Raw genomic sequence first — 19,938 nt, 5'->3', positions numbered from 1 at the left:
ATCTATAGGATTTGCTACTTTAGTATTTAAATATTCGAGTTTATCAAGTAATTTTTTACTATAAACACAAATTGCAAACTTTTCTTTCCAAGAGCCTTATATCTTCCATAAAAGTTATTTCTTATTTTTTGTTAATAATAGTTGATTACAATTAAAGCAAAAGTTAAAATTGTAATAATAAATAATTTTTTAACTTTAAATAGATTAATAGCTTTTGGTTACATTGTATTTAAACAACTATCATTTTACTTTATTAGCTGCTTTAACTTCCACTTCCTCGTACAATTTATACTTTGCTATTTTTTTTGAAAATCTAGTAAAAATAACGGCAAAAGTAATAAATAATGTGGAAAAGAATTACAGTAGAATTCAGAAAGGTTCCGACAAGATAAATTTAAAGGCGAGCGAGCTAGGCGTATATTAATATGTGAGCAAAGGCGATAGTACAAAATTTGCTTGTATCAAGCTTTATGAATTATGCTGTATATGAAAGATTCTAAAAACTCGTACGGATCAGGAAATTTATTCAGTGTCATACCATGGCTTGTTGACCACGATATAGCATTATTACGCGGATCGATTCCGCCCATGTCATCCTAGTTCGCTTGACCGCAGGTTCCAAAAACAATAAACCAAGTAATTTATAATGTTAATACGTAACTATGGCTAAAGCAAGATAAAACAGATATAAACTGTCATACCGGGACTTGTTCCCGGTATCCAGAAAACCTTAAAAAGTTTTGGATCCCATGGCTTGACCACGGGATGACAAATTAATAGCATACCATTTTTATTTAACCCTAGCTATATCAATCTCTTCTCGTTTTCTTCTTGTCAACGAATTAACGTAAACTTTATTAGACTTCTTCAGAAATAAGGATTTAGAGAGGAATTTGAAAGAGACACTTCACTTTGAACCGAAGCGTACATACTAGTATGTGAGGATGAGTGGTAAGGATCGACGTACAAATTACCTCTAGAAGTAGAATTTCCGAAGAGGTCTATTATGACACTGAACGTGTTTCCTGATTTACACGTACTAAAAAATGCTCAAATTTAGTATTTTTGTACTGGATTATTTCGTCAATTACTTTGTAATTTTCTAGCAATGGCATTAAATTATTAACTAATATATACTTAGTTAGAAATGCCATTTCACAAAGATACTGTTTTTCTTGATAGGTTTAACTATTGTAACATTTAAAACTGAAAAACTTGAGTTTAAACTTCCTTCATTGTTTGATATTTTCGTTGAAATACTAAAAACTTTTGATTGGTGGGCGATGACGGACTCGAACCGCCGACACTCTCGGTGTAAACGAGATACTCTACCAGCTGAGCTAATCGCCCATATTTTTTATTAATTAGTAAAATAACATCATTTATAATTCATAAAAAGTATATAAATAATTTAGCAAAATTTTATTAGTTTTTGCTTTTAAATTACTATAGAGTGTTATTTACTTTCAAACTTTTTATTTGCCTTGATAATCTGCTGATTTTTCTTGAGGCGGTATTTAATTTAATTATATTTTTTTTTACACCTTGCATTATCTTAGACTGAGCAACAGATAAAGCTATGTTAGCATTTTCTTTATTACCAAGACTGATTTCATGTACAACTTTCTTTATAAAAGTTTTTATTGCACTAGATCGTTTTTTATTGATTAGAGTTCTTTTTACTGTTTGTCTAGCAGCTTTTTTTGCTGAAGAATAATTAGCCATTACCGAGTCCCTTATATTTTAATTTTTAATTTCTTCATTAGCATCTTGCTGTATATTTCCTTTAGCATTAATATCTCTATCTACAAATTCAATATATGCTATCGGTGCTAAATCACCATAACGGAATCCGGCTTTTATTATTCTAGTATAACCGCCAGGTCTATCTTTATATCTGGTACCTAAAATATTTATAAGCTTTTCTACTGCTGTTTTATCTTTTATTTTTGATAAAACGCTTCTTCTTACCGTTAAATCAGCTTTTTTAGCTTTAGTAATTAGAGTTTCAATATAAGGTCTTAATTCCTTAGCTTTTGGTAAAGTAGTTTTAATTTGTTCATGGGTTACAAGTGCTACAGCCATATTAGCAAGCATTGCTTGCCGATGACTACTTGTTACATTTAACTTTCTACCTTTAATTTTATGTCGCATTTTTTAGTCCTTAATTATAAGAATCTTCATAACGTTTAGATAATTCCTGAATATTTTCCGGTGGCCAATCCGGTACATCCATACCGAATCTTAAATTAAATTTTGCCAATATTTCTTTAATCTCATTTAAAGATTTTCTACCGAAATTTGGAGTTCTCAGCATATCGGATTCCGTTCTTTTTACTAGATCCCCTATATATATTATATTATCATTTTTCAAACAATTTGCAGATCTAACCGATAATTCCAATTCATCAACTCTCTTAAGTAAATAAGGTGAAAATGGTAAAGCATCAGTTTTAACTTGCTTATCTTCTTCCTGTTCTTCAAAAGAAATAAATAATTGTAATTGCTCCTGTAAAATACGTGCAGCTAAACCTACAGCCATTTCAGGTAATACATCACCGTTAGTTTCCACAAACATAATTAATTTATCATAATCGGTAACCTGACCTACCCTAGTATTTTCTACCTTATAAGTAACACTCTTTACCGGATTAAATAAAGCATCTATAGCTATTTCACCAATAGGTAAATTATCCTCATAACTATTTGTGCTAAGTACATATCCTTTACCAACCTTGCAAGTTAATTCCATTTCAAGCTGCTTGTCCTTAGCTAGATCACAAATTACATGATCCGGATTCAGTATTTCTACATCATGACCTGTTTCAATCATACCGGCCGTTACAACACAAGGTCCTGTTGCTTTTAATTTCATGATACGTTTTTCTGCAACATGCATTTTTACTTCAATACCTTTAATGTTTAAAATCACTTCCGATACATCTTCTTTTACACCGGGTATAGAAGAAAATTCATGTTCTATAGCAGGGATCTTTATAGAAGTGATAGCTGCTCCTTGTAAAGAAGAAAGTAATACTCTTCTCATAGCATTACCGAGTGTTAAACCAAAACCTCTTTCTAAAGGTTCAACTACAATTTTAGCTTTATTATTGGTTTCTGGAAAATTTTCATACGCGACTTTATTCGGCTTTATTAAAGTATTCCAATTTTTACTTAACGATAACATTTAATACCTATGATTCTCTTATACTCTTCTTCTTTTTGGCGGTCTTACTCCATTATGAGCAATTGACGATACATCTAAAATTGATGTAACCACAAAATTTTGTCCGAATAAAGCTCTCATTGCTGATTCACGCTGAGCCCCCGGTCCTCCAATCCTAATAGAAATAGTTTTTAGACCATATTCTTTTGCTTTTTCCGATGCTCTATCAATTGTTACTTGAGCTGCATAAGGTGTTGCTTTTCTTGCCCCTTTAAACCCATTACCTCCTGCCGATGCAGAAGAAATAGTATTACCTTGGATATCAGTAAATGTTACTATAGTATTATTAAATGATGCGCGGATATGCACAACACCAAGAGTGATAGTTCTTTTCTTTTTCTTAACTTTAACCGTCTGATTCATTATTTATACTCTATACTTAAACTATTATTTTACAGCTTTTTTCTTTCCGGCTATCGCAATAGCTTTACCTTTTCTAGTTCGAGCATTAGAATGCGTATTCTGTCCTCTCACCGGCAACTTACGTATATGTCTAAGTCCTTGATAACATCTTATATCTTTCTTTTTCTTAATATTAAGCGTAACTTCTCGTCTTAAATCACCCTCAACTTTATACTCACTTTCAATAATATTACGTAAGCTTATTAACTCTTGATCTGTCAGTTCTTTCACTTTTTTATCTTTCGATATTTTTGCTTTATTACAAATCTCTGCTGCCATAGTAGGCCCAAGACCGTAAATGTAAGTTAAACTCACAACTAAACGTTTATTATCAGGAATATTAACACTTGCAATTCTTGCCACAAATAATCTCCAAAATTTTACTGGTAACTAAAAAATAATATAAAAATCTTTGATAAAGTCAATTTATTTTTAGTATTTTCTGTATATCAATTTCTATTTCGTGTTCATTTTTACTTCCATTAACTATATAAAAATTACCACTATTTTTATAATAATCTATTAACGGATATGTTTCTGTTTTATATACTTCAATTCTTTTTTTTATTACTTCTTCATTATCGTCTTTTCTATAATCAAATGTACTTGAACCGCAAACATCACATACATTATCAGTTTTAGGCTGCAAGAAGTAACTATTATATATTTTACCGCAATTTTTACAACTATATCTTCCTAAAATTCTTTTAATTAATAATTCATCTGAAACATCAAAATATATTATTTTAATTTTTTCTTTAATAAATGATTCAAAAAATTTTGCTTGCTCTAAATTACGCGGATATCCATCTAATATGTAGCAGTTTTTATATTCAGAGGATAATAAAAAATTTTTGATTACTTGATTCACTATTTCATTAGGGATAAGCTCCCCTTGCTTCACATAATTATTAATTAACTCTGCTGCACTAGTTGATGTTTTAATAATTGTTCTAAATATATCACCGATTGCTATATGTGGTAAATCAATTTTTTTAGCTATCTTTTTTCCTTGTGTGCCCTTTCCCGCTCCTGGAGGACCTAAAAAAATTACTATCACTATTTAAGCTCATTTTGAATTTTTTAATTTTACTTTCTTCATTAAACCTTCATACTTACTACTAAATAAGTAAGTTTGAATCTGAGTCATAGTATCAAGTACCACGTTCACTACAATTAAAAAACTCGTACCTCCTAAAGAAAGAGAGATTACATATTTATTCATTAATAGCTCCGGAATTACACATATTACACTTAAATATATCCCACCTATAACCGTAAGCCTTGTAAGTATATAATCAAAATAATCAGACGTATTTTTTCCTGGTCTTTTACCTGGAATATAAGCGCCGTATTTTCTTAAATTATTAGCAGTTTCTTCAGAATTAAATACTATTGCAGTATAAAAAAAACTAAAAAACATAATTAATGCTACATATAATAAAATATATACAGGTTTTCCATGCCCTAAGTAATAAGTAAGCATGCCCATAGTTTCTGAATTACTATTAGAAAAATTAGCAAGCGTAGCAGGAAATAGTAAAATTGAACTAGCAAATATTGGAGGTATTACACCAGAAGTATTTAACTTGAGAGGCATATGGGTTGCTTCACCTCCATAAATTTTATTTCCTACTTGTCTTTTAGGATACTGCACCAATAATTTTCTTTGGGCTTTTTCAAAAAATATAATTATAGCTATTAATACAACTACTCCAATACAAACAGCTATCGCTATTAAAGGCGATAATGCTCCTTTTCTTGATAATTCAAACATACTAATAATAGCACTAGGTACTCCCGAAATTATACCTATAAATATGATTAAAGACGTACCATTACCTATTCCACGTTGTGTAATTTGTTCTCCTAACCACATTAATAGCATCGTGCCTACAACTAAAGTAATTACGGTTGTAACTCTAAAGAAAAAACCCGCTAAAATTACTACAGGACCGGTATTTGTTACAATCGACTCTAAACTTATAGCAACTCCATAAGCCTGAAAAGAAGCCAACAGAACCGTTAAATATCTCGATAGCTGATTTACTTTTCTTTTGCCGACTTCCCCTTCTTTTTTTAAATTTTCCAAAGGTTTATATGCAACTGACATTAATTGGATAATAATTGAAGCGGTAATATATGGCATAATTGCTAAAGCAAAAATGGACATTCTACCTAGCGATCCTCCGGATAGCATATTAAACATTCCGAGTATTCCGGATTGATTCTTTGCAGCCACACTACTTAAAGCAATTGAATCTATACCAGGTATAGGTATAAAAGCCCCAAATCTACATACTATAAGAATGAGAATAGTAAAAACAATACGACTAACTAAATCATTACCGGATTTTTTAGAAAAATTCTGCCCCATATACTATAATAATTTTCCACCTACTTTTTCGATTAAATCCTTAGCTTTAGAAGAATAAGCATCTAATTTTAATGATAGAGGAGCAGCAAAATCATCACTACAAATAGATAATAATTTCACTAATTTCTTATTATTTTTATTATTCACTACTCTGGCTTCTACCAATTTTTCTTTCGTAATAGTATCATTAGCACTTAAACGCCCATCGGCTAATGCTTCTTCAATATTATAAATATTTATTATATTGTATTTTTTAGTTGAAATACAATTAAACCCTCTTTTAGGTAGTCTTTTGATCATAGGTGTTTGACCACCTTCAAAACCTTTTATTGCAACGCCGGATCTAGATTTTTGACCTTTAATTCCTCTACCGCCGGTTTTTCCTTTACCACTACCAATACCGCGTGCTATTCTTTTCTTATTTTTTTTAGCACCTATATTATTATATAATTCATTTAATTTCATTTAAAAACTCTAATTACATATTTTCTATTTTTAACAAATGCTTTACTTTTTTAACCATCCCTTTGATTGAATTAGTATTTGCAAGAATAACGCTCTTATTAATTTTGTTTAAACCAAGCCCAACTAATATCAATCTTTGATCATACTTACGACCTATAGCACTTTGAACTTGAGTAATTTTTATATTATTGATCTTATTATTCATAACTTCACCTTACTTACGCAACATTATTCATTAACTTGAATGTCAGCAGATTTTACAGATATTTCATTTACTTTTTTATCTCTTCTCATAGCAATAGATTTTGGTGATGCAAGTTTATTTAATGCATCAAATGTTGCAGAAATCATTGCGTAAACATTCGTTGAACCTATTGATTTAGCAACAATATCATGAACGCCTAAAGAGTCAAAGATTGCTCTCATAGATCCTCCAGCTATAACGCCTGTACCTGCTTTAGCTCTTCTTAAAATCACTTTAGCAGCTCCACTTTTACCGACAACGTCATGGTGAATAGTCCTATTTTGATATAACGGCACTTTCATCATTCTCTTTTTAGCGGCTTGTTTTGCCTTGCCTCGAGCTTCATTTACTTCTTTAGCTTTTCCGTGTCCTGCTCCGACTCTGCCGGCTTTATCACCGACCACTACATAAGCAGAAAAAGCAAAGCTTCTACCACCTTTTACTACTTTTGTAACTCTATTTACATCAACTAAAACTTCACTTAAAGTCTCGTCATTTTTTTTAACTTTAGACATTACTACAACCTTATAACCTAAAATTTTATTTTCTCTCTGGCTGCATCAGCTAGAGCTTTTACAACACCGTGATACTTATATCCACCTCTATCAAACACTACGTCTTTTATCCCTGCATAATCAGCTTTTTTTGCTATTTCTTCGCCTACTTTGATAGCATTTTCAATATTACAATGAGATTTTTTTAATTTTTTTATTTTCTCATCTAAAGTTGAAGCAGCAGCAATCGTTATAGACTTAGAATCATCAATAATTTGTGCATATATATGTCTACCTGACTTAAATATTGATAATCTAACTCTATTAGATGTTTTAGATATTTTATGTCTTATTCTACTTCTTCTTTTTTCAAATTTTAGCTTAGCACTATGCATATTTAACTCTTAAATTTAATTTTTCTTACCTTCTTTACGCGGTATAAATTGATTTTCAAATTTAATTCCTTTTCCTTTATAAGGCTCAGGTGGTCTCTGTTTTATAATAATTGAAGCAAATTGTCCTAATTTTTCTTTATCTGTTCCCTCAAGAATAATAATGTTTTGCTTAGACATCTCTATTTTAATATCTGAAGGTATTTCAATTTTTGTATTATGGCTTTTAGCAAGCATTAAATTTAAATATTTACCTTTTACCATCGCCCTGTAACCGACTCCGTTAATTTCGAGTTTAAGCTTAAAACCTTCTTTAACGCCGGTAACCATATTTGATATTATGCTTCTTGCAGTACCCCACATAGCACGTGCATTTTTATTTGCGGCTAAAGGTTTTACTAAAAGCTTATTTTCTGCCAATGAAATTGCTATATTACCTTTAAAAGTTTTTGATAATTCGCCTTTAGGTCCGGATATTTTTACTTCTAAATCATTTAAATCAATTTTTACACCTTCAGGTATAGTAATTGGCAATTTTCCAACACGTGACATTTTTTTACCTTAAAATACTTTACAAATTACTTCGCCGCCGACATTTTTAATATGAGCTTCTCTATCAGACATAACACCATAAGGAGTAGAAAGAATATATATACCCATATTATTATAATATCCTTTCAAATCTTTAATAGCAGAATATACTCTTTTTCCAGGCTTTGATACTCTATGAATTTCGCATATAGAAGCATCGCCATTAACAGAGTATTTTAAAGCTACCTCAGTATAACTAATGTTATTTTTTTGAGTAGTTATATAATCTTTTATATAACCTTCTTTTTGCAAAACATCTAAAATTGAAGTTTTAATTTTAGAACTAGGGAAAGAAACATTTATCAATTTGCTTTTATAAGCATTTCTAATTCTAGTTAACATATCTGCTACATTATCCGTCATTGACATATGATTTACCTATCGACTTTTTACCAACTTGACTTAACTACACCGGGAACTAAGCCTCTGCCTATTAATTCTCTCAGCTTATTCCTCGATATACCAAACTTTCTTGTAACACCTCTTGGTCTACCTGTAAGCTCACATCTATTTCTTATTCTAGTAGATGATGAATTTCTAGGTAATTGTGCAAGTGACATTACCAAAGCAAAACGCTCTTCTAATGAAATATTTTTATCATAAATTTTACTTTTTAGTGCTAAACGTTTATTATGTAAACTTTGTGATTTTTTTTTCCTACTTTCGTTCTTTTTTATAGAACTTACTTTTGCCATTATATATATCCTAAAAATTAATTATAAAAAGGTAAATTAAACCCTGATAACAAAAATTTACTTTCTTGATCTGTTTTAGCAGATGTAACGATTGTAATATCCATACCTCTTATTGTATCGATTTTATCGTAATTAATTTCAGGAAAAACTATCTGCTCTTTTAATCCAAAAGTAAAATTCCCTTTACCATCAAAACTTTTATAAGAAAAACCGCGAAATTCCTTAACACGGGGTAATGCAACAATTACTAACCTCTCTAAAAAATCATACATTCTATCTTTACGTAATGTAACCTTGCAACCTATTTTCATATTTTCACGTAACTTAAAAGTTGCAATAGATTTTCTTGCTAACGTTACAACCGGCTTCTGACCGGAAATCAAAGTAAGATCATTTACTGCATTATTAATTACTTTGGAATCGGCTGTTGCTTCCCCTACTCCCATATTTATAACAATTTTCTTAATTTGCGGTATTTCGTGTTTATTTTTATAAGAAAATTTTTTTTGTAAGTTTTCAATAATTTTTTGCTGATATAATTTTTTAAATCTTAACATTATTTACCTTCCTTACCAATAATTTCCCCTGATTTCTTTGCTACTCTAACCTTAGAACCGTCTTCTAAGAATTTAAAAGCTACCTTGGTAGGGTTACCGGTTTTTGGATCGATGTGTGCAATATTTGAGATATGTATAGGTAATTCTTTAGTTATTATCCCGCCTTCACTCATTTGATTAGATTTAGTATGCTTTTTTACTAAATTGACTCCAGAAACAATTACTTTACTGTCCTCCGGGAAAACTTTTAATATTTTACCTTTTTTTCCTTTGTGCTTTCCGGTAATAACAACAACTTCATCACCTTTTTTTACTTTTAATTTAATCATTTATAACACTTCCTCTGCAAGCGACATTATTCTAACATATTTTTTCGCTCTAAGTTCTCTTGTAACAGGACCAAAAACTCTAGTACCGATAGGTTCATCTTGTTTATTCAAAAGCACTAATGCGTTTTTATCAAATTTTATTGTACTACCGTCAGGTCTTACTACTCCAGTCTTTGTACGAACAATCACGCCTTTATAAACATCACCCTTTTTAACCTTACCACCGGGTATAGCGTCTTTAACAGATACAACTATAACATCACCCAGCTTTGCCACCATATGGTGAGAGCCACCTAAAACTTTAATACACATAACTTTTTTAGCACCGGAATTATCTGCAACTTCCAAGATGCTCTGCATTTGAATCATAAACTACTTCCAATTTTTTATACACGAGAAATAAAATAAACAATCTACCTTATAAAGTCAAAGATTAAAAAACTTTATTCCCCATTTACCACTACCCATGTTTTGGTTTTTGAGATAGGCCGACTTTCAATTATACTAACTTTATCTCCTGCTTGATATTTATTTTCTGAATCATGAGCAGCATATTTTTTAGATACTTTCACAAATTTTTTATAAATAGGATGCTTAAACTTTCTTTCTACTTTTACTGTAACCGTCTTATCAGCTTTTGAACTTATAACCACGCCTTGTAACACTCTTTTCGGCATTTTAATATTCCTCACTATTAGCTCTTTTTGTTAATTCAGTTTTAATACGTGCTATAGACTTTTTGACTAACGAAAACCTACTAGTATTTTTTAAATCACCTAAAGCTTGTTGAAATCTTAAATTAAACAATTCTTTTTTTAAAAGATTAAGGTTTATATAAAGCTCTTCTATTGTTTCAGTAGATAACTTACTTCTTAATAATTTTAAATCATTCATAACGTCTCACTATCCTTGTTCTAACAGGTAATTTTACACTTGCAAGCTCCAAAGCTCTAAGTGCAACATTTTCTTCTACCCCTTCAATTTCAAACATAATTCTTCCAGGCGAAACTCTAACTGCAAAAAATTCAGGAGAACCTTTACCTTTACCCATTCTTACTTCGGCAGGCTTTTTAGAAACGGGAACATCCGGAAAAATGCGAATCCATAATCTTCCTTGCCTTTTCATACATCTAGTAGCAGCTTTTCTTCCTGCTTCTATTTGTCTTGCAGTAACACGCCAACCATCTATAGATTTTAGACCAAATGATCCAAAAGCAAGCGTCGTACCTGCTTTTGCTTTTGAAGCAACCCTACCCTTATGAGCTTTTCTAAATTTTTGTTTTTTCGGAGCTAACATTTTAATACTTTAAATTAATTATATCTTTTATTTTCTGTATATTCACCTTTATAAATCCACACTTTAACCCCTATAACTCCATAAGTAGTTATAGCCTCAGCTGTTGAATAATCAATATCAGCTCTTAAAGTATGTAACGGCATTCTTCCTTCTATATACCATTCGGTTCTAGCAATTTCAGCACCTCCAAGTCGTCCTGAACAACTAACCCTGATACCTTGTCCACCTTGTTTAAATGAAGCCTGAATTGCTGTTTTCATGGCTTTTCTAAAAGAAACTCTTTTTTCAAGCTGTAGTGCTATAGTTTGAGCTACTATAGCAGCATCTATATTAAATTTTCTAACTTCGTGAATATTTATATAAACTTCTTTTAAAGAAGTCATTTTCTCGATAGCTTTTTTTAGCTTATCAATTTCACTACCGTTTCTACCGATAATGATATTTGGTTTTTTGGCATTAATATTAATTATAATACTTTTATTAGAAGGGCGTTCAATTAAAACTCTGCTAATTTGAGCTTGATTAAACCCCTTATTTATTAAATCCCTAATTTTTAAATCTTGTATAAAAAGAGTTTTATAATGTTTTTCTGCATATAATACGGAATCCCAACCTTTAATTAAAGTCGGTCCAACTCTAAAACCATGTGCACAAACTTTCTGCCCCATTTTAATTATCCTCTTTTTCTGTAACAGTTATATAAAGATTACTAAAAAACTTATTTATTCTAGTTGCTCTTCCTTTTGCTCTTGGCATAACTCTTTTCATTACTAAAGCCTTACCTACAGTCGCTTTAGTAATAACCAATCTATCTATATCGAGACCTAAATTATTTTCAGCATTTGCAACAGCAGATTGTAAACAATCTTTTACAACTTTTGCAATTCTTTTAGGAGAAAAAGTTAATTGTACCAATGCTTCAGATACTTTCATATTTCTAATAAAGGCTGCAACTAAATTGAGCTTCCTTGAACTTACTCTAATAGATTTAGCTTGTGCCGTAGCAAAATTTTTATTTTCCTGTACCATATAAATCTTTATTTTCTTTTGACTTTTTTATCTGCTCCATGACCGTGAAATGTTCTAGTAGGAGCAAACTCACCTAATTTTCTTCCAACCATTTCTTCATTTACAGAAACCGGAATAAATTTATTTCCATTATGAACAGAAAAGGTAAACCCTACAAAAATAGGTAAAATTGTTGATCTTCTAGACCAAGTTTTAATCATTTCAGATTTACCTGATTCCATTAATTTTTGAACTTTCTTTATTAAATAACCGTCTACAAAAGGCCCTTTCCATATTGAACGTGCCATACTAATACCTAATTAATTTAAAATCTATTTTCTTTTCTTTACGATAAATTTTGAAGTACGTTTATTTTTACGTGTCTTCTTACCCTTTGTTGGGAATCCCCAAGGAGTAACAGGATGGCGACCTCCTGAAGTTTTACCTTCACCACCGCCATGAGGGTGATCTACAGGATTCATTGCTACACCTCTAACATGCGGTCTCCAACCAAGCCATCTATTTCTACCTGCTTTGCCTAAATTAATATTTTTTTGATCCGGGTTAGATATACTACCTATAGTAGCTTTACAATCTAAAGGTACTAACCTAAATTCACCTGATCTTAATTTAATCTGAGCATATCCTGAATCTTTACCCACTAGATCTACTGAAGTACCTGCAGACCTTGCAATTTGACCGCCCTTACCAACTTTCATTTCAACATTATGTAAAGTAGTACCGATAGGAATGCATTTTAAAGGTAAACAATTGCCTATTTTTATATCAGCATCTTGACTTGATATTACTCTATCACCTACAGATAATTTTTGCGGTGCTAGAATATAAGAATATTCCCCATCTTCATATTTTATTAAAGCAATAAAAGCAGTTCTATTAGGGTCATACTCTATTCTTTCAACAATAGCAGAAATATCGATTTTATTTCTTTTAAAATCAATAATACGATATAATTTTTTGTGTCCTCCACCTCTGTGCCAAGAAGTAATTCTACCTTGATTATTTCGTCCACCGGTTTTAGATATACCTTTGGTCAAAGATTTTAAAGGTCTGCCTTTCCATAAACTAGTTTTATCAACTTGAACTAACTCTCTAAGAGAAGGAGTAATTGGATTAAAGTTTTTTAAAGCCATTTATTTAATTCCTCCGGCAAAATCGATATTATAGTCTTTTTCTAATGTAACAATAGCTTTCTTTCTATTGATTTGAGTCCCTATAATGCCTTTAAATCTTTTCTTCTTACCTTTAACGTTTAAAATATTTACTTTTTTTACTTTTACTTTAAATATTTCTTCTATAGCCTTTTTAAGGGTAAGTTTTTCAGCAAATTTATCTACATAAAAAGCGTATTTATTTTGTTCCGAAAGGATTGTAGTTTTTTCTGTAATAATAGGTTTTCTAATTAAATCGTAGTATTTATAAGAACTCATCTTAACCTCTCTTCTAAAACGCTCACTGCTTCTTGTGATAATAGGACATATTCATGTCGTATTATATCATAAACATTGGCTCCTATTTGTGGAACAATCACAGTATTATAAATATTTTTTGCAGCTAAAGAAAAATTAATATCTACTTCATTTCCGTCTATTACAAAGAAACTTTTCCCTTGAAATTTGTTTAATATATTTACAAGAGCAGAAGTTTTAGGCTTATCTAACTTTAAAGAATCTATTACTAATAATTTTCCTTCAGCACATTTTTCGGATAAAGCATGAATTAAACCAAGTTTTCGTACTTTTTTAGGTAATTTTGTTGCATGACTACGTACTCTAGGTCCATGAGCTACACCACCACCACGCATCTGTACCGATCTAAGGGAGCCTTGTCTTGCATTACCTGTACCTTTTTGCTTAAAAGGTTTTTTTGTGGTTCCTAATACTTCTGATACTGTTTTAGTTTTGTGGTTACCAGACATTGCCTTAGCTCTCTGCCAATCAATAACCTGCTTTATTATATCATCTCTGATAAATTCAACAGCAAATATATCTTCATTTAAGCTAATCTCACCAACTTCTTCATTAGCAAGACTTAATATTTTAGTCTTCATCTTGATTTAACCTTATACAGTCTTATATAAAACTTTTATATAAATAATATTGCATGGCGTTTTGTTAATTTGATAATCTTTAACCTCAACAAACATGTCTAAATATCTATTATACAGTTATTGAAATCTTTTTTATTGCATCTTTTACTGAAAGATACGAATTTTTGTGACCGGGTATACTACCCTGAATCATAATAAGCTTACGCTCTTTATCAACGGCAAATATTTTCAAATTTTGAATAGTAACTTGGTTACATCCCATATGACCGGCCATTTTTTTGCCTTTGAAAACCTTTCCTGGATCTTGTCTTTGTCCTGTAGAACCATGCGAACGATGGGATATCGAAACACCGTGAGAAGCTTCAAGACCTCTAAAATTATGTCTTTTCATACTACCGGCAAATCCTTTACCTATAGTAGTTGCCGTTATATCCACAAATTGTCCTGCCGTAAAATGGTCTACTTCTAGACTTGCTGCTATATCAATAAAATTCTCTTCAGAAATTCTAAATTCTTTTAATTTAGTTTTAGGAGATATTTTAGCATTAGCAAAAACTTGTCTCATAGATTTGGTTACTCTAGATGTTTTTTTATCTTTTATACCTATAACCAAAGCATTATATCCATGTTTTTCTAGAGTTTTATGTCCTACTACTTGACAATCATCAACTTTTACTAATGTTAAAGAAATTCTTTCGCCTTTATCATTAAAAACACTAGTCATCCCAATTTTTTGAGCAATTATACCGGTTCTCATTTATTCCCCACTCTCTAATTCAATCACTACATCAACACCTGCTGCTAAATCAACTTTACTTAAAGCATCGACAACCGCCGGATTCGGATCACCTATAACTAATAATCTTTTATGCTTTCTAATTTCAAATTGCTCTCTTGACTTCTTATGTACATGAGGAGACCTATTTACGGTAAATCTTCCAATTTTTTTAGGTAAAGGAATAGGACCATTAATGTTAGCAAACGTTCTTTTAACAGCACTAACTATCTCTTTTGTAGCTTGATCAAGACTACGGTGATCAAATGATTTTAAACGAATTTTGATTTTATTTTTCATTCAGTAAACCTAATATTTAAACAGCAAAATGTTTTTTTAGACATCTTTCCAAACTGTACTTCTAGAGGTAATTTGTACGTCAATCCGGCACTCGAATCCTCACGTCCGTTATATACGCTGCAGTTCTGCGTTCCGTACCTCCTTCAAATTCTTCTCTATAAGCCAGTTCGGGAAAATGTCTATTACCTCTTAAAATATAAATACCTATTATTAAAAAATAATAGGTATTTATAAAATCAATTAATTATTTATTTTAGTTACTACGCCGGCACCCACTGTTCTACCACCTTCACGTATAGAGAATTTCAACCCTTCCTGCATCGCAATCGGTTTAATTAATTCCACTGTAAAAGTAGCATTATCTCCAGGCATAACCATCTGCTTATCAGCAGGCAATTTTATTGTACCGGTAACATCTGTTGTTCTAAAATAGAACTGCGGACGATAGTCATTAGTAAATGGGGTATGACGTCCACCTTCTTCTTTACTAAGCACATATACTTCAGCTTCAAACTTATCATGCGGTTTTATGCTACCAGGTTTTGCGAGAACTTGTCCTCTTTCAACTTCTTCTCTTTTTGTACCGCGTAGTAATATACCGACATTATCCCCGGCTTGTCCTTCATCAAGTAATTTTCTGAACATTTCTACACCGGTACAGGTAGTTTTTTGCGTATCTTTTAGACCGACTATTTCAATTTCCTCACCTACCTTAATTATTCCTGACTCTACTCTACCAGTTACAACAGTACCTCGTCCTGAAATAGAGAATACATCTTCTATCGGCATTAAGAAAGGTTTATCCGTAGCTCTTACAGGCTGCGGTATATAGCTATCTACTGCATCCATTAGCTCATTAATAGCTTTTTCACCTTCAGGCTTTCCTTCTAAAGCTTGAAGTGCAGAACCTTTAATAATAGGTATTTCATCACCCGGGAAACCATATTTTGATAATAATTCCCTTACTTCCATCTCTACTAGTTCTAATAGATCAGGATCATCCACCATATCTATTTTATTTAAGAATACTACCATAGCAGGCACACCTACCTGTTTTGCTAGTAATATATGCTCTCTAGTTTGCGGCATAGGACCATCAGCAGCAGAAACTACTAATATTGCACCGTCCATCTGAGCGGCACCGGTTATCATGTTCTTTACATAGTCAGCGTGTCCCGGACAATCTACGTGTGCATAGTGTCTATTTTTAGTCTCATATTCTACGTGTGCAGTGGAAATAGTTATACCTCTTTCTTTTTCTTCAGGAGCAGCATCAATTTGATCATACGCTGTAGCTTGTGCTCCACCTGTCTTAGCAAGTACTATAGTTATTGCTGCCGTTAAGGAAGTTTTACCGTGATCTACGTGACCGATCGTACCTATATTAACGTGCGGTTTAGTTCGTTCAAATTTTGCTTTTGCCATATTATTACTCTCTGCAATTTTTTAGGTTTAATACAAGTTATTTTTTTATAAGTGCATTTTTTTGCTAAATTTATTTATTACCACTATCTCTGGAGCGGGTGATGGGAATCGAACCCACACAGCCAGCTTGGAAGGCTGGAACTCTACCATTGAGCTACACCCGCATTGTGGCACTATTAATAAAATAATTTCAAAGTTATTTTGTAACAGTGCTATATCAATTTTATTCAGATTTATAAATATACACAATTATGTTTTATTTTTATTTAAAAATAAAACATAATTTTAAATAAAATGATATGCTTCCCTGAACCATTTAAGTGGTGGAGGGAGAAGGATTCGAACCTTCGAACGCTTACGCGGGCAGATTTACAGTCTGCTGCCATTGACCACTCGGCCACCCCTCCTAAAGAACTTTACTGTATTAAATAGACTAATTCACTGTAAAATACAATATATAATTAGTATTAGGACTTAATAAAACTTCTTGCCGAATCATCAAATAAACAAATAGCAGCTTGCACATTTATTTAGTTGTAACTTTCTATAATAAATTGTAGTTTCTGTCAAGAACAAATTACTGACGGTTTTCAATAAGATGCAAAATAAAAAACTTGATTCTAAACATTGTTATTATATGTATGGGAAACATCCTGTATTTTCTGCTCTAAATAATCCAAAACGTCAAATTGACAATATTTTATGCACTAGGAAAATTTTTGATACAAACAAAAAATTAATAGGTACTAGATCTTATGAAATTGTTAATAACGATATTTTATCTGAATTACTGGAAAACCAAACACATCAAGGAATAGCTGCAAAAATTAGACCAATTTTTTCTTACAATTTAGAGGACATAGATATAACAAATCCAAAATGTAAAATTGCGATTCTTGATCAAATAACAGACACACAAAATATTGGAGCAATTATTCGTAGTGCCGCTGCTTTTGATATAAATGCTATAATATTACCTCAAGATAATTCTCCAAATGAAAGCGGTGGCATTGCTAAAGCGGCTTGCGGTACTTTAGAATTAATACCTATAATTAAAGTTACTAACTTACGCTCATGTATGAATTATCTTAAAAAACACGGCTTTTGGATTATAGGTCTAACAGGTTCTGCAAATGACTACTTTACCGATAAATTAATTTCCGACAAAATAGTATTGGTATTTGGCTCAGAAGATAAAGGCATACGAAGATTAGTTGCAGAAACATGTGATTATTTAGCCAAAATCCCTATTTCTCAGAGAGTAGAAAGTCTTAATGTATCAAATGCCGCTTCTATAATTTTTCATTCATTACATAAATAATATTTTTAATAAATCAAATATTGTTTTTTATTTACTTCGATATAAATATTTAGTCTACTAAAATTAAAGTCATAAACTTTTATTATATCAATTAATTTGAGAGAAAAGTCATGAAAAGGGGACCAAATGAACAAATTATCCAGAGTTTTGAAAAACAATTAGACATATTTATAAATGCACTTACAGAAAAAGAGATAACAACAGCTATATTAAACAATTTTTTTGATAAAGTGATCAATAACCTCAAGAATGAAAGATTAATTAATGATACTATATTTGATATATATCAAGGTAAAGCAGTAATTACTAAACCTATATATTCCGATTATATAGCATCTTCCGAACCTAAATATAACGAACATTGGCAAAAATTTTATAGTTTTAATCGTAATCTTATGATAGAAAGCACATTAATATTTATTGCTAAGAATCTAAAAAAAGCTTCTTTAACAGACAAATTATATTATAGCTTTGCTAAATTAGCCCAGCAATTAGACTTAAATGCAGTAAGTGATCATTTTATGAAAAAAATAGATAATTATATAACATTTAACAATTTATGAAAAATTATAGAACCGAAAGTGATTCTTTTGGAGAAATTCAAATAGAAGAAAAATTTTATTGGGGGACTCAAACTCAAAGATCTTTAGAAAATTTTAAAATAGGCAAGCAAAAAATGCCTGAAATTTTAATTCGTGCTCTTGCTATTTTAAAAAAATGTGCAGCACAGGTTAATCATGAGTTTGGTAATTTAGAAGCTAAAATCGCTATAAGTATAGATAAAGCCACGGATAGAATCTTAGAAGGCGAATTTGAGGATAATTTTCCTTTAGTAGTTTGGCAAACAGGTTCAGGAACGCAAACAAACATGAATATGAACGAGGTTATTGCCTCTATTGCCAACGAAGAATTAACAGGCAAGAAAGGCGGCAAATCTCCGGTACATCCTAACGATCATGTTAATAAAGGACAATCATCCAACGACTCTTTTCCAACCGCTATGCATATAGCAACCGTACTTGCAACTAAACAGCAACTGATACCAGCTTTGAATAATATACTTACCTCTTTGCAGGATAAGTCAAAAGATTGGGACAAAATCATAAAAATAGGACGTACCCACTTGCAGGATGCAACTCCTTTAACTCTTAAACAGGAATTCTCTGGATATATTACACAAATAGAGTATGCTTTAGAACGCATAGAAAATGCACTACAAAAAGTTTATCTACTGGCCCAAGGAGGCACGGCAGTCGGTACAGGTATGAACTCAAAAATAGGCTTTGATATAAAATTTGCCGAGAAAGTGGCAGAGTTTACTAAACAACCCTTTAAGACGGCTCCTAATAAATTTGAAAGTCTAGCTGCTCACGACGCACTAGTAGAATTTTCAGGAACTCTTAATACTATAGCAGTTAGCTTAATGAAAATAGCAAATGATATAAGACTGCTCGGCTCCGGTCCAAGATGCGGTCTTGGTGAGCTACATTTACCTGAAAATGAACCTGGTTCTTCTATTATGCCCGGTAAAGTAAACCCTACACAAGTCGAAGCTTTAACAATGGTGTGCAGTCAGGTGATGGGAAATCATGTTACGGTTACTATTGCCGGCTCAAACGGACATCTTGAACTTAACGTATTTAAACCCGTAATAATATACAATATCCTACAATCTATAGAGCTGTTATCCGATAGCGTAAATAGCTTTGTTACTCACTGTGTTAAAGGATTAGAACCCAATATAGCACGCATTAATGATTTACGTGATAAATCTCTAATGCTTGTTACAGCTCTTAATCCGCATATAGGCTATGATAATGCCGCAAAAATTGCTAAAGAAGCACATAAGCACGGGATCACTTTAAAAGAAGCAGCTAAAAAACTCAATCTTCTATCGGAAGCAGAATTTGATAAAATATTAGTACCTGAAAAAATGGTTGGTCAATCTTAGATTTTATATAAAGATATT

General features: G+C 31.5%; 32 protein-coding genes, 3 tRNA genes and 1 pseudogene. 3 read left to right on the top strand and 33 right to left on the bottom strand.

Annotated features, from left to right (window positions below; genetic code table 11):
• Window positions 1-1,274: 1,274 nt before the first annotated feature.
• From GCO76_RS07835 to GCO76_RS07675, 33 genes and pseudogenes are all read right to left on the bottom strand, one after another.
• A tRNA-Val gene (locus tag GCO76_RS07835) sits at window positions 1,275-1,350 on the bottom strand.
• A gap of 96 nt (window positions 1,351-1,446) precedes the next feature.
• On the bottom strand, window positions 1,447-1,725 hold the full coding sequence (gene rpsT, locus GCO76_RS07830) for a 30S ribosomal protein S20 (RefSeq protein WP_410956773.1): 279 nt from the start codon (window positions 1,723-1,725) through the stop codon (window positions 1,447-1,449).
• 18 nt (window positions 1,726-1,743) lie between these two features.
• A complete protein-coding gene (gene rplQ, locus GCO76_RS07825; protein ID WP_103897619.1) occupies window positions 1,744-2,154 on the bottom strand; it encodes a 50S ribosomal protein L17 in 411 nt (136 codons plus the stop codon).
• A 10-nt stretch (window positions 2,155-2,164) separates the two neighbouring features.
• On the bottom strand, window positions 2,165-3,187 hold the full coding sequence (locus GCO76_RS07820; protein WP_014273682.1) for a DNA-directed RNA polymerase subunit alpha: 1,023 nt from the start codon (window positions 3,185-3,187) through the stop codon (window positions 2,165-2,167).
• Window positions 3,188-3,205: 18 nt separating this feature from the next.
• Window positions 3,206-3,589: a 30S ribosomal protein S11 gene (rpsK, locus tag GCO76_RS07815; protein WP_410956772.1), complete on the bottom strand. Its 384-nt coding sequence runs from the start codon at window positions 3,587-3,589 to the stop codon at window positions 3,206-3,208.
• Window positions 3,590-3,613: 24 nt separating this feature from the next.
• Complete coding sequence (rpsM, locus tag GCO76_RS07810; protein ID WP_008580923.1) at window positions 3,614-3,991, bottom strand: 30S ribosomal protein S13; 378 nt, start codon at window positions 3,989-3,991, stop codon at window positions 3,614-3,616.
• A 58-nt stretch (window positions 3,992-4,049) separates the two neighbouring features.
• Window positions 4,050-4,688, bottom strand: a complete 639-nt coding sequence (locus GCO76_RS07805; protein ID WP_410956771.1) for an adenylate kinase — start codon at window positions 4,686-4,688, stop codon at window positions 4,050-4,052.
• A gap of 9 nt (window positions 4,689-4,697) precedes the next feature.
• Window positions 4,698-6,005, bottom strand: coding sequence for a preprotein translocase subunit SecY (gene secY / locus GCO76_RS07800; protein WP_410956770.1), 1,308 nt, complete (start codon window positions 6,003-6,005; stop codon window positions 4,698-4,700).
• A gap of 3 nt (window positions 6,006-6,008) precedes the next feature.
• The gene (gene rplO / locus GCO76_RS07795; protein WP_014014623.1) at window positions 6,009-6,470 is read right to left on the bottom strand and encodes a 50S ribosomal protein L15; all 462 of its coding nucleotides are present in this window, start codon (window positions 6,468-6,470) and stop codon (window positions 6,009-6,011) included.
• A gap of 13 nt (window positions 6,471-6,483) precedes the next feature.
• Complete coding sequence (gene rpmD / locus GCO76_RS07790; protein WP_014014624.1) at window positions 6,484-6,675, bottom strand: 50S ribosomal protein L30; 192 nt, start codon at window positions 6,673-6,675, stop codon at window positions 6,484-6,486.
• 23 nt (window positions 6,676-6,698) lie between these two features.
• On the bottom strand, window positions 6,699-7,229 hold the full coding sequence (rpsE, locus tag GCO76_RS07785) for a 30S ribosomal protein S5 (RefSeq protein WP_014014625.1): 531 nt from the start codon (window positions 7,227-7,229) through the stop codon (window positions 6,699-6,701).
• Window positions 7,230-7,246: 17 nt separating this feature from the next.
• Window positions 7,247-7,603: a 50S ribosomal protein L18 gene (gene rplR, locus GCO76_RS07780; protein ID WP_410956769.1), complete on the bottom strand. Its 357-nt coding sequence runs from the start codon at window positions 7,601-7,603 to the stop codon at window positions 7,247-7,249.
• A gap of 15 nt (window positions 7,604-7,618) precedes the next feature.
• Window positions 7,619-8,152 carry a 50S ribosomal protein L6 gene (gene rplF / locus GCO76_RS07775; RefSeq protein ID WP_410956768.1) on the bottom strand — a complete coding sequence of 178 codons (534 nt, stop codon included), beginning with the start codon at window positions 8,150-8,152 and terminating at the stop codon, window positions 7,619-7,621.
• Between the two features lie 9 nt (window positions 8,153-8,161).
• Window positions 8,162-8,560 (bottom strand): 30S ribosomal protein S8, encoded by a 399-nt coding sequence (rpsH, locus tag GCO76_RS07770; RefSeq protein WP_010977581.1) that lies wholly within the window; start codon window positions 8,558-8,560, stop codon window positions 8,162-8,164.
• A 20-nt stretch (window positions 8,561-8,580) separates the two neighbouring features.
• Entirely contained in the window at window positions 8,581-8,886 is a 306-nt protein-coding gene (gene rpsN, locus GCO76_RS07765; RefSeq protein WP_014014628.1) for a 30S ribosomal protein S14, read from the bottom strand.
• 17 nt (window positions 8,887-8,903) lie between these two features.
• On the bottom strand, window positions 8,904-9,443 hold the full coding sequence (gene rplE, locus GCO76_RS07760; protein WP_410956767.1) for a 50S ribosomal protein L5: 540 nt from the start codon (window positions 9,441-9,443) through the stop codon (window positions 8,904-8,906).
• Window positions 9,443-9,772, bottom strand: a complete 330-nt coding sequence (gene rplX / locus GCO76_RS07755; protein ID WP_014408917.1) for a 50S ribosomal protein L24 — start codon at window positions 9,770-9,772, stop codon at window positions 9,443-9,445. Before rplX ends, rplE begins: the two co-directional genes overlap by 1 nt.
• Window positions 9,773-10,141 (bottom strand): 50S ribosomal protein L14, encoded by a 369-nt coding sequence (gene rplN, locus GCO76_RS07750; protein ID WP_014014630.1) that lies wholly within the window; start codon window positions 10,139-10,141, stop codon window positions 9,773-9,775.
• Window positions 10,142-10,215: 74 nt separating this feature from the next.
• The gene (gene rpsQ / locus GCO76_RS07745; protein WP_410956766.1) at window positions 10,216-10,449 is read right to left on the bottom strand and encodes a 30S ribosomal protein S17; all 234 of its coding nucleotides are present in this window, start codon (window positions 10,447-10,449) and stop codon (window positions 10,216-10,218) included.
• A gap of 1 nt (window position 10,450) precedes the next feature.
• Window positions 10,451-10,666 carry a 50S ribosomal protein L29 gene (rpmC, locus tag GCO76_RS07740; RefSeq protein ID WP_410956765.1) on the bottom strand — a complete coding sequence of 72 codons (216 nt, stop codon included), beginning with the start codon at window positions 10,664-10,666 and terminating at the stop codon, window positions 10,451-10,453.
• Entirely contained in the window at window positions 10,659-11,069 is a 411-nt protein-coding gene (rplP, locus tag GCO76_RS07735) for a 50S ribosomal protein L16 (RefSeq protein ID WP_014014631.1), read from the bottom strand. Before rplP ends, rpmC begins: the two co-directional genes overlap by 8 nt.
• A 14-nt stretch (window positions 11,070-11,083) precedes the next feature.
• Entirely contained in the window at window positions 11,084-11,737 is a 654-nt protein-coding gene (gene rpsC, locus GCO76_RS07730; RefSeq protein ID WP_014014632.1) for a 30S ribosomal protein S3, read from the bottom strand.
• A 1-nt stretch (window position 11,738) separates the two neighbouring features.
• Complete coding sequence (gene rplV / locus GCO76_RS07725; protein WP_004997796.1) at window positions 11,739-12,098, bottom strand: 50S ribosomal protein L22; 360 nt, start codon at window positions 12,096-12,098, stop codon at window positions 11,739-11,741.
• 8 nt (window positions 12,099-12,106) lie between these two features.
• Complete coding sequence (rpsS, locus tag GCO76_RS07720) at window positions 12,107-12,385, bottom strand: 30S ribosomal protein S19 (RefSeq protein WP_008580964.1); 279 nt, start codon at window positions 12,383-12,385, stop codon at window positions 12,107-12,109.
• A 24-nt stretch (window positions 12,386-12,409) separates the two neighbouring features.
• Window positions 12,410-13,231 (bottom strand): 50S ribosomal protein L2, encoded by an 822-nt coding sequence (gene rplB / locus GCO76_RS07715; protein ID WP_004997791.1) that lies wholly within the window; start codon window positions 13,229-13,231, stop codon window positions 12,410-12,412.
• Window positions 13,232-13,528: a 50S ribosomal protein L23 gene (gene rplW / locus GCO76_RS07710; RefSeq protein ID WP_410956764.1), complete on the bottom strand. Its 297-nt coding sequence runs from the start codon at window positions 13,526-13,528 to the stop codon at window positions 13,232-13,234.
• Window positions 13,525-14,148, bottom strand: a complete 624-nt coding sequence (gene rplD, locus GCO76_RS07705; RefSeq protein ID WP_004997785.1) for a 50S ribosomal protein L4 — start codon at window positions 14,146-14,148, stop codon at window positions 13,525-13,527. Before rplD ends, rplW begins: the two co-directional genes overlap by 4 nt.
• Window positions 14,149-14,257: 109 nt before the next feature.
• A complete protein-coding gene (rplC, locus tag GCO76_RS07700; RefSeq protein ID WP_410956763.1) occupies window positions 14,258-14,905 on the bottom strand; it encodes a 50S ribosomal protein L3 in 648 nt (215 codons plus the stop codon).
• The gene (gene rpsJ / locus GCO76_RS07695) at window positions 14,906-15,223 is read right to left on the bottom strand and encodes a 30S ribosomal protein S10 (RefSeq protein WP_010977588.1); all 318 of its coding nucleotides are present in this window, start codon (window positions 15,221-15,223) and stop codon (window positions 14,906-14,908) included.
• A 38-nt stretch (window positions 15,224-15,261) separates the two neighbouring features.
• Window positions 15,262-15,404: pseudogene (locus GCO76_RS07690) on the bottom strand (palindromic element RPE1 domain-containing protein); the annotation flags it as partial.
• A gap of 59 nt (window positions 15,405-15,463) precedes the next feature.
• A complete protein-coding gene (gene tuf, locus GCO76_RS07685; RefSeq protein ID WP_004997779.1) occupies window positions 15,464-16,648 on the bottom strand; it encodes an elongation factor Tu in 1,185 nt (394 codons plus the stop codon).
• 90 nt (window positions 16,649-16,738) lie between these two features.
• Window positions 16,739-16,812 (bottom strand) — tRNA-Gly (locus GCO76_RS07680).
• A 157-nt stretch (window positions 16,813-16,969) separates the two neighbouring features.
• Window positions 16,970-17,055 (bottom strand) — tRNA-Tyr (locus GCO76_RS07675).
• Between the two features lie 191 nt (window positions 17,056-17,246).
• Here GCO76_RS07675 and rlmB point away from each other — a divergent pair.
• The 3 genes from rlmB (at window position 17,247) to fumC (ending at window position 19,920) form a co-directional block, all read left to right on the top strand.
• Window positions 17,247-17,969, top strand: a complete 723-nt coding sequence (gene rlmB, locus GCO76_RS07670) for a 23S rRNA (guanosine(2251)-2'-O)-methyltransferase RlmB (protein WP_410956762.1) — start codon at window positions 17,247-17,249, stop codon at window positions 17,967-17,969.
• Window positions 17,970-18,079: 110 nt separating this feature from the next.
• A complete protein-coding gene (locus GCO76_RS07665) occupies window positions 18,080-18,532 on the top strand; it encodes a hypothetical protein (protein WP_410956761.1) in 453 nt (150 codons plus the stop codon).
• Complete coding sequence (fumC, locus tag GCO76_RS07660) at window positions 18,529-19,920, top strand: class II fumarate hydratase (RefSeq protein WP_410956760.1); 1,392 nt, start codon at window positions 18,529-18,531, stop codon at window positions 19,918-19,920. Before GCO76_RS07665 ends, fumC begins: the two co-directional genes overlap by 4 nt.
• Window positions 19,921-19,938 lie beyond the last annotated feature (18 nt).

The organism is Rickettsia koreansis, assembly GCF_046532895.1.
GTDB lineage: Bacteria > Pseudomonadota > Alphaproteobacteria > Rickettsiales > Rickettsiaceae > Rickettsia > Rickettsia rickettsii.
This window is presented reverse-complemented; position numbering and strand designations above follow the sequence as displayed.

Coding starts and splice junctions, on each gene's coding strand:
- tuf (WP_004997779.1), bottom strand. CDS start 16,648: ATGGCAAAAGCAAAATTTGAACGAACTAAACCGCACGTTAATATAGGT.
- rpsT (WP_410956773.1), bottom strand. CDS start 1,725: ATGGCTAATTATTCTTCAGCAAAAAAAGCTGCTAGACAAACAGTAAAA.
- rpsC (WP_014014632.1), bottom strand. CDS start 11,737: ATGGGGCAGAAAGTTTGTGCACATGGTTTTAGAGTTGGACCGACTTTA.
- rplW (WP_410956764.1), bottom strand. CDS start 13,528: ATGAGTTCTTATAAATACTACGATTTAATTAGAAAACCTATTATTACA.
- GCO76_RS07665 (WP_410956761.1), top strand. CDS start 18,080: ATGAAAAGGGGACCAAATGAACAAATTATCCAGAGTTTTGAAAAACAA.
- rpsH (WP_010977581.1), bottom strand. CDS start 8,560: ATGTCAATGACGGATAATGTAGCAGATATGTTAACTAGAATTAGAAAT.
- rlmB (WP_410956762.1), top strand. CDS start 17,247: ATGCAAAATAAAAAACTTGATTCTAAACATTGTTATTATATGTATGGG.
- rplP (WP_014014631.1), bottom strand. CDS start 11,069: ATGTTAGCTCCGAAAAAACAAAAATTTAGAAAAGCTCATAAGGGTAGG.
- GCO76_RS07820 (WP_014273682.1), bottom strand. CDS start 3,187: ATGTTATCGTTAAGTAAAAATTGGAATACTTTAATAAAGCCGAATAAA.
- rpsE (WP_014014625.1), bottom strand. CDS start 7,229: ATGTCTAAAGTTAAAAAAAATGACGAGACTTTAAGTGAAGTTTTAGTT.
- rplQ (WP_103897619.1), bottom strand. CDS start 2,154: ATGCGACATAAAATTAAAGGTAGAAAGTTAAATGTAACAAGTAGTCAT.
- rplE (WP_410956767.1), bottom strand. CDS start 9,443: ATGTTAAGATTTAAAAAATTATATCAGCAAAAAATTATTGAAAACTTA.
- rplO (WP_014014623.1), bottom strand. CDS start 6,470: ATGAAATTAAATGAATTATATAATAATATAGGTGCTAAAAAAAATAAG.
- rpsK (WP_410956772.1), bottom strand. CDS start 3,589: ATGAATCAGACGGTTAAAGTTAAGAAAAAGAAAAGAACTATCACTCTT.
- rplC (WP_410956763.1), bottom strand. CDS start 14,905: ATGAGAACCGGTATAATTGCTCAAAAAATTGGGATGACTAGTGTTTTT.
- rplV (WP_004997796.1), bottom strand. CDS start 12,098: ATGGTACAGGAAAATAAAAATTTTGCTACGGCACAAGCTAAATCTATT.
- rplX (WP_014408917.1), bottom strand. CDS start 9,772: ATGATTAAATTAAAAGTAAAAAAAGGTGATGAAGTTGTTGTTATTACC.
- rpsS (WP_008580964.1), bottom strand. CDS start 12,385: ATGGCACGTTCAATATGGAAAGGGCCTTTTGTAGACGGTTATTTAATA.
- rpsQ (WP_410956766.1), bottom strand. CDS start 10,449: ATGCCGAAAAGAGTGTTACAAGGCGTGGTTATAAGTTCAAAAGCTGAT.
- secY (WP_410956770.1), bottom strand. CDS start 6,005: ATGGGGCAGAATTTTTCTAAAAAATCCGGTAATGATTTAGTTAGTCGT.
- rplR (WP_410956769.1), bottom strand. CDS start 7,603: ATGCATAGTGCTAAGCTAAAATTTGAAAAAAGAAGAAGTAGAATAAGA.
- rplF (WP_410956768.1), bottom strand. CDS start 8,152: ATGTCACGTGTTGGAAAATTGCCAATTACTATACCTGAAGGTGTAAAA.
- rplN (WP_014014630.1), bottom strand. CDS start 10,141: ATGATTCAAATGCAGAGCATCTTGGAAGTTGCAGATAATTCCGGTGCT.
- rpsJ (WP_010977588.1), bottom strand. CDS start 15,223: ATGAAAAATAAAATCAAAATTCGTTTAAAATCATTTGATCACCGTAGT.
- fumC (WP_410956760.1), top strand. CDS start 18,529: ATGAAAAATTATAGAACCGAAAGTGATTCTTTTGGAGAAATTCAAATA.
- rpmD (WP_014014624.1), bottom strand. CDS start 6,675: ATGAATAATAAGATCAATAATATAAAAATTACTCAAGTTCAAAGTGCT.
- rpmC (WP_410956765.1), bottom strand. CDS start 10,666: ATGAATGATTTAAAATTATTAAGAAGTAAGTTATCTACTGAAACAATA.
- rplD (WP_004997785.1), bottom strand. CDS start 14,148: ATGAAGACTAAAATATTAAGTCTTGCTAATGAAGAAGTTGGTGAGATT.
- rplB (WP_004997791.1), bottom strand. CDS start 13,231: ATGGCTTTAAAAAACTTTAATCCAATTACTCCTTCTCTTAGAGAGTTA.
- rpsN (WP_014014628.1), bottom strand. CDS start 8,886: ATGGCAAAAGTAAGTTCTATAAAAAAGAACGAAAGTAGGAAAAAAAAA.